General features: G+C 34.6%; 12 protein-coding genes. 9 read left to right on the top strand and 3 right to left on the bottom strand.

Translation table 11 applies throughout. From position 1 onward, the window contains the following. Window positions 1-2 precede the first annotated feature (2 nt). Window positions 3-1,793 (bottom strand): MutS family DNA mismatch repair protein, encoded by a 1,791-nt coding sequence (locus HZR23_RS12090; protein WP_132849764.1) that lies wholly within the window; start codon window positions 1,791-1,793, stop codon window positions 3-5. Between the two features lie 195 nt (window positions 1,794-1,988). Between HZR23_RS12090 and HZR23_RS12095 the strand changes: the two genes are divergently transcribed. Both HZR23_RS12095 and HZR23_RS12100 read left to right on the top strand, forming a co-directional pair. After that, entirely contained in the window at window positions 1,989-2,792 is an 804-nt protein-coding gene (locus tag HZR23_RS12095; protein WP_213050254.1) for a hypothetical protein, read from the top strand. 192 nt (window positions 2,793-2,984) lie between these two features. Next, a complete protein-coding gene (locus HZR23_RS12100) occupies window positions 2,985-3,524 on the top strand; it encodes a transposase (RefSeq protein WP_456300199.1) in 540 nt (179 codons plus the stop codon). Window positions 3,525-3,722: 198 nt separating this feature from the next. On the opposite strand, the gene HZR23_RS12105 is transcribed toward HZR23_RS12100, so the two are convergent. Continuing rightward, the gene (locus tag HZR23_RS12105; protein WP_243098282.1) at window positions 3,723-4,028 is read right to left on the bottom strand and encodes a tyrosine-type recombinase/integrase; all 306 of its coding nucleotides are present in this window, start codon (window positions 4,026-4,028) and stop codon (window positions 3,723-3,725) included. Then, on the bottom strand, window positions 3,947-4,399 hold the full coding sequence (locus tag HZR23_RS17915) for a D-Ala-D-Ala carboxypeptidase family metallohydrolase (RefSeq protein ID WP_334295602.1): 453 nt from the start codon (window positions 4,397-4,399) through the stop codon (window positions 3,947-3,949). The genes HZR23_RS12105 and HZR23_RS17915 overlap by 82 nt, the downstream gene beginning before the upstream one ends. 433 nt (window positions 4,400-4,832) lie before the next feature. On the opposite strand from HZR23_RS17915, the gene HZR23_RS17190 reads away from it, so the two are divergent. From HZR23_RS17190 to hypF, 7 genes are all read left to right on the top strand, one after another. Then, on the top strand, window positions 4,833-5,903 hold the full coding sequence (locus tag HZR23_RS17190) for a hypothetical protein (RefSeq protein ID WP_243098284.1): 1,071 nt from the start codon (window positions 4,833-4,835) through the stop codon (window positions 5,901-5,903). A 7-nt stretch (window positions 5,904-5,910) separates the two neighbouring features. Continuing rightward, on the top strand, window positions 5,911-6,528 hold the full coding sequence (locus tag HZR23_RS12120; RefSeq protein WP_207667935.1) for a hypothetical protein: 618 nt from the start codon (window positions 5,911-5,913) through the stop codon (window positions 6,526-6,528). Between the two features lie 1,067 nt (window positions 6,529-7,595). Next, window positions 7,596-8,918: a hydrogenase small subunit gene (locus HZR23_RS12125; RefSeq protein ID WP_132849596.1), complete on the top strand. Its 1,323-nt coding sequence runs from the start codon at window positions 7,596-7,598 to the stop codon at window positions 8,916-8,918. Window positions 8,919-8,939: 21 nt separating this feature from the next. After that, window positions 8,940-10,349 carry a nickel-dependent hydrogenase large subunit gene (locus HZR23_RS12130; RefSeq protein ID WP_132849597.1) on the top strand — a complete coding sequence of 470 codons (1,410 nt, stop codon included), beginning with the start codon at window positions 8,940-8,942 and terminating at the stop codon, window positions 10,347-10,349. Window position 10,350: 1 nt separating this feature from the next. Beyond that, complete coding sequence (locus tag HZR23_RS12135) at window positions 10,351-10,803, top strand: hydrogenase maturation protease (protein ID WP_132849598.1); 453 nt, start codon at window positions 10,351-10,353, stop codon at window positions 10,801-10,803. 1 nt (window position 10,804) lies between these two features. Continuing rightward, the gene (locus HZR23_RS12140) at window positions 10,805-11,065 is read left to right on the top strand and encodes a hypothetical protein (RefSeq protein ID WP_132849599.1); all 261 of its coding nucleotides are present in this window, start codon (window positions 10,805-10,807) and stop codon (window positions 11,063-11,065) included. Next, window positions 11,055-13,340 (top strand): carbamoyltransferase HypF, encoded by a 2,286-nt coding sequence (hypF, locus tag HZR23_RS12145; protein ID WP_330571498.1) that lies wholly within the window; start codon window positions 11,055-11,057, stop codon window positions 13,338-13,340. The genes HZR23_RS12140 and hypF overlap by 11 nt, the downstream gene beginning before the upstream one ends.

A 13,340-nucleotide genomic window follows, 5' to 3' on the forward strand; every position in this document is an offset into this window, starting at 1 on the left:
GTCTAATCTTCTAAACCAATCATTTTCATTAAATACAGGGCATTTCTTGTTGTAGAAATTCCTTTTCTTAATTTGTAATCAAAGTATATTTTACCTTCTTTATAATGCTCTTGAAAATGATAGTTAACTATATTTCCATTTGTACTCTGCTCTAGTTCTCCAAGTTCTAAGTCATGGGTAGAGACTAATCCAACTGCATTTTGTTTGTATAACTTTGCAATTAAAATCTTTGCACCTAAATGCCTATCATGGGAATTAGTACCCTTAAATATTTCGTCTAGTAAGAAAAATACCTGCTGACTCTCCTCGGTAGCCCTAAGGATTTCTTTAATTCGCAGCAATTCAGCATAAAAGGAAGATATACTTTTTTCAAGATTATCACTAACTCTCATACAGGTGATAATTCTCATAAAAGAGCATTGGAATTCTTTAGCACAAACAGGGGCGCCAGCATAGGCAAGGACAAGGTTTATACCAATGGTTCTTAATAACGTACTTTTACCAGACATATTAGATCCAGTAATTAGTAAAATATTTTTAGGTTTCTCAATTATTAAATCATTATATACCTGTTTATTAGTCAGGAGGGGATGTCCTATACCCTTGGATCTAACAACCGATGATTCTTTTGTAAAAACAGGCATTGTCCATTCCGGATAATCAAAGCTAATAATTGCTAGACTAGATAAAGCTTCCATTTCACCTAATGCAGTTAGCCAGTTATTTACTAAATGGCCAGAGTTTCTTTTCCATTTTTCTAAGGAGACCATACACTGATAATCCCATAGGAGAAAAATATTAATTGGTAGAAACATTAGATTACCCCTATTTGAAATGCTATCAACAATCTTTTCTAATTCAGCTAATTGCTTATAGGCCGATAAACCATCTTTACTTTTAATTATTTCCATTAAATTATTGATATAGAGAGATTTAAAATTTACTTTTTCAAAACGCTTAAGCATATTTTTATATACTCTAATATTTCTTTGATAAGTATATACAGTATTCAAGTCAATATTTCTTTGTTTAACACCTACAAGAAGCATTACTATTTGTATTATTAGCGCAAGAATAGGAATAAATCTAGGGATTACGCTAAATCCGTATCCTAATAAGAAGGTTGAAATTGTTACGAATGGTGATAAACGAATTAAAATAACTATATCTTTTCTAGCATAAAAATTATTTTTAGTTTCAAACCATTTTATTAGGCGTTCATCTTCTCTTATTTCATTAGCAATTTCAAAACCTTCAGCTTGAAACCTTTGACGCCACCATCGTTTTTTAGCAAGTTCAATTATAGCAGTCTGTCTATCATATAAAAGCTTCTCTGAATAACATGATTTAGTTAAAAAATCCTTAAGTTTAGCTCTTCCTAAATAAGTATTAGTAGTATTAATCCATTGGAAAAGAGAACCTCTACCGAATATATCAAGATCACTGGAATAATCATGATTTTCATTTTTTAATTCTTCTCCAACATCTTCAAATTCAACCCAAGTACCATTTAATCGTTTAGCAGAGTCACCATTAATCTTAAGCATTGATTTTCCATACTCTAGTACCTTTTTTAGCTTATTATATTCAATTACTAAATATATGAACAAAGAAGTGAAGATAAGGATAGAACTCCAAAACAAATAATATAACCCGAACCTATCAGCTCCAGCAGAAATAATAATACCACTAACAGCAGTTAATAATCTCCAATTACCAACAGAATGTAATCTTTTCTCTAAGTGACTAACTAGTTTCTCATATTTAGTCACTCGTTTTTCATATATACTCAATTAACCACCACCTATATAATTGTAATAAATTACCTTAACTATATATGTTACATGAGTTATGCAGTTCGTGTAAATAAATGTAAATAAGACTGATGTATCGTATATTATAATATACTAAAAAATATTTTTGTTTTATATGTCTTGAAATAGCAAAAAAGACTTGACTTTTTAAACCCGCCCCAATAATCAAAGTGAATGGTATTAATAGCCATTACTCTTGATGAATGGGTGATAAATATGACTCTTGGGAAACCGAAATATAGAAATTTACAACAAGGAAATGGGGGCGGAACGCCAGTTTTAAAAGCAATTTGGGATAAATTTGATTTTTCACTTCTGCTTACGCAATCGGGTATTGTAAAACGTAATGGTGTACCCACTTGGCTTATTGCTTTTGCTTATGTGGTAGGACTTATTGCTAATAAAAATTCTGTCTCACGTATTTCTGATTATGCTACTAAGGATAGCTTATTACAACCGATGTTTCGGAATCTTAAAATGGCTCAATATACCTTTAGCCGCTTTTTTACAACTGATTATAATTGGGGTTTATTTAGTTTTAAAAGAGTACAAAGACTACAACAAGAAGAAGAAACTGCATTTACTGAAGGAGATGTTATTGTACTTGATGATACAAAGGTGGCTCATGCCCATGGAAAGAAAATCCCTTTCCTTTGTTGGTTATATGATAGCTCCATTAAAATAAATATCTGGTGTATGAATATAGTTGCTACAACTGTTGTATTAAAGAACGGACTTAAATATCCATTGTTTTGGCGTATTTGGCGTAAGGTAGAAAATAGCGATGAAAAACAGACAAAAATAGATCTTTCAAAAGAAATGCTAATGGATATTCGCCGGATTTACACAGGGGTACTATGGGTTGCCATGGACCGCCGGTTTTTATGCAAAGACTTTTTTAATTGGCTCACAGATCATCAATATGATTGGGTTACTAAGGCAAAACGTAATACTGAGACTTTATCGAAAAGAAATTGAGAATATTACAGGCCGAGAACGCTTTATCCCTGTAAAGCCTTCAATGCTTATTAAAGAAGTTTTTTTCAAACTTCTTATTAGTGGTCTAAAGATAAAGTAAGTGCTATATCCATACCTAATATTTATATCAAGTTACCCTACCGTTTAGTTGGAAAGCAGGGTAAAGTAGTAACTAAGTATCGTTATACGCCTATTGCAAAAGCAGTTGTAGCTACAAGACTCAAAGAAGATACTGAAATGATGAAGGATGAATTTGAGAAAAACAAAGAGGTTGCAGCTACATATCGTGGGGCTTACCTTTTGATTAGTAATAGGGTCGATAATCCTGAAGAAGCTTTAGATGCATATATTAAGCGTTGGAGCATTGAGGTTTTTTTTAGAACTGCAAAACAAGAACTGGGGTTGAATTCTTGCCACTCAACGTCGGAAAGTCATCATTACGCCCATATTGAGCTCATTTTTACAGCAGAAACTTTACTTGTCTATGCAAGATGGGAACTCAATAATAAAGGCGCTGAAGAAGGCTTCACCCACGGCGAAATGGTCCGAAACTTTTTCAACGCCACATACCGTATCGTTATAAAAGCACAGCAATGCTTTCAAACTATACAAGTACATTTTGACACAGAAGTTAGGCAATTTGCAAGACTTATTGATAAATTTTGGCCGAAGAATTTATTGTTAGGTTGGTTTACTGTGCAAAATTCCCAGTATATGGAGTCAACTGCATAACTCATGTATGTTATTATGGGAATTTTCAAGTTTTTGATACTTTCATATATGTGAGCAAAAGTGAGAGGTTTCCCTATATGGCTCATGTGGAGTATGTCGCTAAAATATCTAGGATTAAGAAGAGTTTCAGCGATTTAAAATCATATATTTTGCCACCTGCCACCCATTTACCAACGCTTTTTCTAAATGGGTGGCAACTCATTTAATCATACTTTCAAAACGATCCACACTATCCTGTTTAAGTTTACTGGTAATATGAGAGTAGGTATCCATAGTAGTGGAAAGTTTACTATGGCCTAAACGCCCTTGAATTTCTTTAATATTTGCTCCAGCCTCTAGTAGCATCGTAGTATCGGTATGTCCAATGGAGTGGAATTTAAAGGGAATTATCAGCTCATAATTCACCAAACGACTTATATGCTTTAGAGTGTCTGGAGAAACCAATTCTCCATTTTCCTTAGTACGTACAAAGTCACTATCAATACAATGCCTACCATCGGCCAATTTGTTTCCATTTGGGCTTTACGATGTCTTTTTAAAATGTTGACTAGGGTAATACCAATTAAAATCTCCCGATTATAGGATCGGGTCTTAGGGGTTACAAATACCCATTCCCTTTTCTTTTTTATTATGATCTTATCCACCTTAATAGACATTTTCTCAAGATTTACGCAATGCGAGGTGAGACCACAGACCTCAGATACCCGCATGCCCGTATGCATATGCTGACTATTGGGGCTACACCCAACCCTTTGATTGTGAGCTTGAGTACGATATCCTGATGTAATGTTTACAGGACCACCTACCATATACCTAATCTGTTGTAGTTTTTCAAGTAAACGATGATCCAGTTGAACCAGCTGAGTACCCCCTATACATTGGAATTACCATAGCTGAAAATTCTTAGCAATTGAATTTTGTTCAAGATCATCCTCCTTCCTTATTTTTTCTTTATTATAAGAGAGATTTTGAAAATTCAGCAAACAAAGAGGATTGAAGAAAAATAGTAAAGAATAAACGTCAAACCAGTAAAGCCTAAATACATCTAATGTAGATTAAAAGAATTAATCTTGAAAAAATAAGTTAAAGATTAAAGCTATTGCGCATATTTAAATTGTCATTTTTTGTCGTTTGATAATAATTAAAATTTATACTTTTTTTACAGGGATTTGTTTAAAAGGAATAGAAGCTATAAGGATAAAAAAGTCGAGTATGCAGTATACGAAGCAATATGGAATTTTATAAGGATAATTTAGACTAGGGTAATTAGTATTTAGGTACATTAGCTTTTATTGGGGGTGTAGATTTTTGAATCTTTGTGGTGAAATAGTTATTCATAAAGCTTTCGGTAAGGGAAAAATTGTAAAGTGTGAACAAAATTATGTAGTAATATTATTTGATGAAACTATGGAAGAAAAGAAGTTTGTTTACCCAGCGGCTTTTGGACAGTTTTTACAATTAGAAAATACAGCCTTATTAAAAGATATTGAAGAAGAAAAAATAAAAATTGTACAGAAAGAAGCAGAGAATAAGAAAGCTACTGAGGAACGTGCTAATGTTATGAAGAGCAAAAAAAACTTAGGTAATTCCGGTAATGCAAAGGTATATACTACAAAATCTACTGATAAGAATAATATTGCCTTTAAGTGTAATTATTGTGATGGTGGGAAAAGCAACAAAGTAGTTGGTTATAAAGGTGTATGTACTGACGAAATAATTAAATACAATATTAAAGTAGCAAAACATATTTGGTGTAGCCAACCAGAAAACAAGTGCTTCAAATATTTAAGTGGTGAAATATCAAGAGATGAAATAACTAAGTTTTACAATGAAACAAAATTTGAATTCAGCAAGTCTGTTTGTTATGAGAGCCAAATGTTTGAAATATGGACTGCTGGTGCAGGGGTTACTCAGAATGGTGATGATAAAGGAAAACCTATGTCGCTGAGAAATGTAAAACCAAATAGTTTAGCATTACTAACCTCTAAACTTCCCTATGCTGATGATAGCGAGAGATTTATTTTTGCTGTATTTCTAATTAATGAAAATTATGAAGGGGATAGTCGAGAAGAAGGACATGTAGGAGCAAACCCAAAATATAGATTACATCTATCTCTTGATGAAGCCAAAAAGTTGAAGTTCTGGGATTATTACTTCAATCCTAATAAGCCAGAAAAGATTGTATTTGGAAGTGGATTACATAGATACATAACAGATATACAGGCATCCCAAGTACTAAATAAAATTTGTGAAATAAAGAAAGGGACTTCGGAAGAGAAATTTGCAAAAGAGTTCCTGGAACATTACTGTTTCATCAAAGAATTAGATATTAAAAATATACCAACACCAAATGGTGCATTACAAAGGACGATGGGGTGATATTGATATGCCGAAGAAAAAATGCCCAGCATGTGGATCAACAGAAACGGTTAAAATTTTATATGGAATGCCATCATATGAAGCTTTCGAATTAATGAAACGTGGAGAAATAGTGTTAGGGGGGTGTTGTGTTTCAGACAATGATCCAACCAGACAATGTAAAACATGTGGACAAGATTTTGGATTTGTCGATACATTTAAGATACTTGGAATGACATCCTTAGAATTCTATGTAGGGGGATATTTTGGAGATTCCCACTTTGTGTATATTAATGGGAAGAGAAAAAATAAATTAATAAGGTATGGTAAGACTCCAGGTGGAATGTCGGTAGATTTGAAACATCCCAAAAATGAAGTTAACTTTCATCCAGATATTTTATTAAAGGAAATTACACTAATACCAGAACAATGGATTACTTTTGCAGAGGAAATAGCTGCTTTGGAAGTATCATGTTGGAAGGATAGTTACTTTGATGATTACGTATGTGATGGAACTCAGTGGCGCCTAACTATTAGATTTCCTAATCGTGAAAAGATTAGTAAGAATGGAAGCAATGATTACCCACCATACTGGAATAGATTTATAAAAATTATGAAAAAGTACATAGGTGAAGATATAGGTTAATAGTAATGTAGAGAAATACCATATAATCAGAAGATAGAGGAGATTACATAAAGTCAATCACCTCTATCTTTTATTGTATTCCCACCACCCACCCTAGAAATACTGGGGTCAACAACCTTTTGTCTATACCTAATCATCCACTAAGGGATAAATTTTAATTTTCTAATGTAATTCTATCATTTCATTCACTATACAAAAGATCGTATCTTTCGGGTCATTGTATACGCTCCTTCCACAGACTGCAGCTGATTTCTTAATGGGTATAGGAGAAGGACCAAAGTGATATGGCTTGTTATTACCTACGTCCATAAAAGCCATCTTTTTTGCAGGGACTTATATTAACTCAATGGGCTGCAGACTGTTGCAGTCGAGTGCTATTGCTACCGCACCTTTACAGACTGAAGCACTATAGGGATAAGGTTTAGGGAGCTACAGACTGTTACGGTGGCTAAGGAAGGCTCCGTAGGTCTAGTCTTCACAGACTGCCTACTTATAGGGGCGCTTCGAGGGAAGAGGCAGACTGTTCCGATTAGGTGTCCACCTTAAGAATCCAATCCCTCAACTAACGTTACATAGAGTTAGGAGTATCTAGGGTAAGTTTTTATAGAAGCTGCTCCAACCACTATTTCACTTTCCCTAAATGTCTTGTTTGGGAAACAGTTTTTAGAACTGACACTTCGTTTTCCCCAAACGCACATTTAGTGAATAGTTGGAGAACATTTTTGGGGTCATGATATGGAGGGTATAATAAACTGATTAATCACCCCTCATAAGTAAGCAGTAGTGTTGGTAGAGAAGAATTAGGCTGCAATCAGTCAATTATAGAATTATATATATAGATCAAAGAGTAAAGTATAACCCACTAAATGATGAATTTAGGGGATTTGTCTTTTTATAGAGATAAGAAATTTGCGGATATGTATGTCGCATATAGAGGGAAAGGTTAACATGTATTCTACTGATCAGAGATTTTAGGTACTAGATGAGTGATTTATAAGAGTTAAGATTAATAATTCCTAATTACTCAACATAAAATTTATAGAATTAATAATTTTGGAGGAGATTAAGTGAGTAAAAATACTTGGTACAATAAAGAATTATCCTTCATTAATAACAATATACGATATTATCAGCAGATGATTTTGTTGAGCACAGATCCCTATCAAAGAATGTTTTATGAAGGTTTACTAAGCAATGAAATGAGACGATTTTATTATAAGCAATGGCACATTAACTGTATGAACAATCCAAGTAACCGGGAGGGAGAAAATACACACGTCAATCAAAGAGAGTTCACTTTGGAAGAGTTGGCTCAATATGATGGTGCCGGGGGGAGACCTGCCTATGTGGCGGTAAATGGAATTGTTTACGATGTAAGCTTAGATGCAACCTGGGGTGGGGGTACTCATTTTAGTTTATATGCGGGAAGAGATTTATCTGGAGCCTTTATGGGATGTCATGGCGGTAGAACAGAGATTTTGAGGAATTTGCCACAAGTTGGAGTGTTAAAGTTAAACGAGATGTCAATAAACTGTCCAATTAGAAATTTAAAAACAATTACAGCTAGAAAGATAATGGATCTAGCACTAGAGAAAATCAAAAACGCTAGTGTTAAAAAAGTTAATCTAATCTGGTTAGAAGCAACTGGTTGTGCAGGAAATATCATTTCTTTACTCAATGCAGAAAACCCAGATGTCATTTACCTATTAGATCAAATGGTAACGTTAAAATATAACAATAGTCTAATGGCTGCAGAGGGAGAGTCGGCCTTTCAGCAGTTTTTGGATACTTTAGAGACCGAATTCATTCTAGTAGTTGAAGGGGCAGTAGCAACAAAGGATGAAGGACTATACACAATAATTGCACGATATCAAGGGGAGTTGGTAACTGCCATGGAGGCAGTGAAAATCGCGGGTGAAAGAGCTAAGTATGTGGTAACAGTAGGGACGTGTGCTTCCTATGGAGGTCCTTCTGCTGCAAGACCTAACCCTTCCCAAAGTGTTAGCGTACCACAGTTATTAAATAAGGAAGTGATCAGAGTACCAGGTTGTCCTAGTCATCCAGATTGGGCTATTGGAACGATTGCTAACCTCATCGCTTTTGGCAAGCCAGAATTAGATGCACAAGGTAGGCCTATAATGTTCTATGGAATTACAATACATGATCAATGTACTAGGAGGTCTTATTTTGAAAAGGGCATCTTTGCAACTAAGCTAGGAGATAGAGAATGTATGTTCAAATTAGGATGTCGGGGACCTGTTACTAGAACAGATTGTCCTGTGAGACAGTGGAATGGGTATGTAAATTGGCCTATTGAAGACAACACCCCTTGTATTGGTTGTGCACAGGAAAGATTTCCTGACGGGATGGGGCCCTTTGTTAGATATTAAAATAATATTCTGGAGGAAGCTATGGGAAGTAAAATTACGATTAACCCTATTACTAGAATAAGTGGTTTTTTAGAGATTCAAGTAGAGGTTGAAAAAAATCAGATTATAGATGCCAAAAGTAGTGGCATGTTATTCAGAGGCTTTGAAAAAATGCTAAGAGGAAGACCGCCTTTAGATGCCATATATTTTACAGAAAGGATTTGTGGCATTTGCTCTACTGCCCACTCTATGGGATCTACTTTAGCATTAGAAGATATATTAGACATCCGTCCCGATGAAAATGACAAGATGATCAGAGATTTTATGCATGGCTGTGAATTTGTTCAAAACCATTTAAGACATTTTTATCAATATACCTTTCCGGATTTTGTAAGGGGACCAGACATTCAACCCCTATTCAATGTTACCCATAATGATTATAGATTACCAGAAGAATTGAATCGGGAGTTATCTAGAAACTATTTAGAATCTATTGAATATAGTCGTTTAGCTCATGAAATGTTAGCAGTTCTAGGAGGTAAAGCCCCCCATACCCATGGAATATTTGTAGGGGGTGTAACAGTAAATCTAGAAGCAGCTAAATGGATAAAGATTAAATCTATATTATCCTCTATCAGAGAATTTGTGGTGGCGCGAATGATTCCTGATGTCTATACCATTGCAAAATACTACTCTGATTATTTTGAAAATGGAGTAGGGTATAAAAATCTAATGACTTACGGGGTCTTTGATACATACTTAGAAGAAGACCTATTCTATGTAGCACCTCATGTATTAATAAATGGAGAACTTCAGGGGTTTAATGCTGAAAAAATTACTGAAAATATATATGCAGCTTGGTATGAGGCTAGTCAAATCGAACAAAGGCCTACAGAGCCAACAGTAGAAGAGAATGTGTATAAGGAAAAGGCTTATAGTTGGATAAAAGCCCCACGGTATGGGGGAGAGCCCATGGAGGTTGGGCCTCTTGCACGAATGTGGCTAAGCGGTGATTATACCAATGGTATTTCCACTATGGATCGAACCATTGCTAGAGTGCTAGAGGTAAGAAAAATCATCGGAATCATGGAGGGCCTTTTAGAACGGATGGAGCCTAAACCAACTAAACAAGGAAGATATGTGTTTTCCGGTGAATCCAGGGGTAAGGGACTTATTGACACTACAAGAGGTTCATTAGGGCATTGGGTTGCTACTCGGGATGAAGGGATTGTAAACTATGAGATTATTACTCCTAGCTCTTGGAATTTATCTCCCGAGGATTCTGAAGGAGTTAAAGGAGTAGTGGAAAAAGCATTGATCGGAACGGCAATATCAGATTTGAAAAACCCTGTTGAAATAGGAAGAATTGTTAGGTCCTTTGATCCCTGTGTTTCCTGCGCTACCCATGTACTAAGTGATCGCTACTTCCTAATACAGATTAGGATTGTGTAATATGGCTGTAAAATGTATTGGGATTGGCAATCGGATTATGGGAGATGATGGGATAGGAATTAGGGTAGTAGAGCAACTGTTAAAACAGTTAAGAGATATATGCATAGAAGTAATATTGGGAGAGACAGATATAGATTATGCAATAAGTAAAATTGATAATGGAGACTTTTTATTTATTATTGATGCAGCGTATTTTAATGAAGAACCAGGGACTGTAACCTTCATTTCAATTGATAAATATATTAAGCAGCATACTCAAGCTTATTCACAGCATCAATCAAGTTTAGTTCATCTGATAAAGGTTTATAAGAAATCAGTTAAAGGATTCATAATTGGCATTGAAGTGCATGAGATTGATTTCAGTTTAGAACTCAGTAACACATTGCAAACCAGACTTCCTCATATATGTGAGGAAGTGTATCAATTCATTTATAAAAATACGAGGAGGGTATAAAATGCATGACACCTACTTATTAAATAAAATATCACAAGCTCTAAAGGAACTATGCCAGAAGCATAAGCTAGAGAAAATAGAAGCCTTTACTTTGGTAGTGAACCATCATAGTCATGTTAACGAAGAGAGTCTACGAGAGCACTTACAGAACCATAGTAAGGAACTAATAGGAGATAATTTATTGATAAAATTGCAAAGAGAAGATATAGAAGAGCAGACAGCTATTATTCATAGTCTCCAGGGTGAGACCTTTGAACCATAAAAATAGTCATAATGATATGGCTGAAAAAAGATACATCATAAAAATTTTTGGAATAGTCCAAGGGGTAGGGTATAGACCATATATATATAACCAGGCTAATATATTTAACATTAAAGGTTGGGTTAGTAATCAGGGAAGTGCTGTTATCCTAGATATAGAGGGTAGAAAAGAGGACATAAGTGACTTTTTAATAAAAATTATTAAAAATCCTCCTAATTTGTCTACAATAGAAAAAGTAAAATTACTTCATAAAGAATATAAGGGATATCTAGATTTTCAAATTATGCCTAGCTCCTCTGATGAAAAAGAACTTAAATTTATAGGGATTGATGTGGCTACTTGTCCAGAATGTTTAGAAGAAATCTCTAATATTGATAATCATAGATATCATTACCCTTTTACAAACTGCACAGCCTGTGGCCCACGATATTCTATTCTTAGAAAATTGCCCTATGATCGAAATAATACAACTATGGATACTTTCCAAATGTGTCTTAATTGCAGAGAAGAATACAATGATACGACAAGTAGGAGATTTCATGCTCAACCAAATTGTTGTCCAAATTGTGGACCCTCTTTACTTTTATTAACTAATAAGGGAAGTAAAGTAATATGCACGGATCCTATTCAAAAATCTATAGAACTTTTGCAACAGGGGAAAATATTGGCCATAAAAGGGGTAGGTGGATATCATTTGGCTTGCAATGCTGAAAAACAAGAGGCTGTAACGACATTGAGAAAAAGAAAAAACAGACCCCATAAGCCCTTTGCTCTTATGGTTAAGGATATATATATAGCAAAACAATTATGCAGGATTAATGCAACAGAAGAAAAGATCTTGTTAAGTAATAAAAGACCTATCGTTATATTAGAAAAAAAGGAAGATACGATATTACCTGATGAAATTGCTCCCGGAATGAAAAAATTAGGAATTATGCTTCCTTACACACCCTTACATTATATAATGTTTAGAGAAAGAATTACAGCTATTGTCATGACTAGTGGTAACGTAAGTAGTGAGCCAATACAATATGAAAATAATAAGGCATTTGAGAACTTAGGAACTATTGCTGACTATTTTTTAATACATGATAGAGACATACATATTCCACTGGAGGATTCGGTTGTAAGGGTAATAAATGACCAAGAGGTCTTAGTGAGAAGGGCGAGAGGCTATACCCCCTTTAACTTCCCAATCAATATAGCTCAGGAAGTATTGGCCTTGGGGGCTGAGGAAAAAAGTGCATTTTGCGCTGCTCAAAATCAATATGGGTATATGAGTCAGTATTTGGGAGACTTAAAGAATTTGGATACCTATGAAATCTATGAAAAGGCAATAGAAAATATAGTAAAATTATTGGGATTGAAGCCTAGAATAATTGCCTATGATTTCAATGAAAGCTATCTGTCATCTCAATATGCAGAAAGTCTAGTAGGTAAAAAAATAGCAGTACAGCATCATCATGCCCATATGGTTAGTTGCATGGTCGAACACAAGATTGTTACACCTGTAATAGGGGTAGTTTTTGATGGAACGGGCCTAGGCACAGACGGGAAAATATGGGGTGGAGAATTTTTCGTGGGTAGTAGGAAGAGTTTCATTCGTGTAGGGCATTTCAAATATGCAACCATACAAGGCGGAAATAAGGCAATCAAAGAACCCTGGAGGATTGCTTTAAGCTATCTACATCAAAATAATTTAAGGTTTGATAAGATATTTAAAGAGGTAGATGAAAAAAGTATTAATACAATTACCCAGGCTTTAAATCAGAAATTAAATTGTTTTGAAAGCTCGAGTGTGGGAAGGATTTTCGACTGTGTAGCAGCTCTACTAAATCTTAGACAAAAAATTACCTACGATGCTCAGGCAGCTATTGAATTAGAAAATATTTTAGATTCTACTGTTAAAGAATACTATTCTTATCATATAGAAGATGAAGATGGAGTTTATAGAATTGATTACAAAAGTAGTATAATCGGAGTTTTAAAAGACATAGAAAATCAATTATCATCTTCCTCTATTTCTACGAAATTTCATAATACTATAGGTAATGTGACCCTAGAGGTGATCTCTAGAATAAAGGAGATATACAATATAAACCAGGTAGTATTGAGCGGAGGAGTTTTTGAAAATACATATCTATTGTCTCATGTAGTCCAGGGGTTGAAGAAAACAGATTGCCATGTCTATTACCATCAACAAATCCCTACTAACGATAGTGGTATTTCAGTTGGACAATTAGGGGTGGCAGCTGCAATAGAAGGGAAGGGATGA

It is taken from the genome of Serpentinicella alkaliphila, assembly GCF_018141405.1.
Lineage (GTDB): Bacteria > Bacillota > Clostridia > Peptostreptococcales > Natronincolaceae > Serpentinicella > Serpentinicella alkaliphila.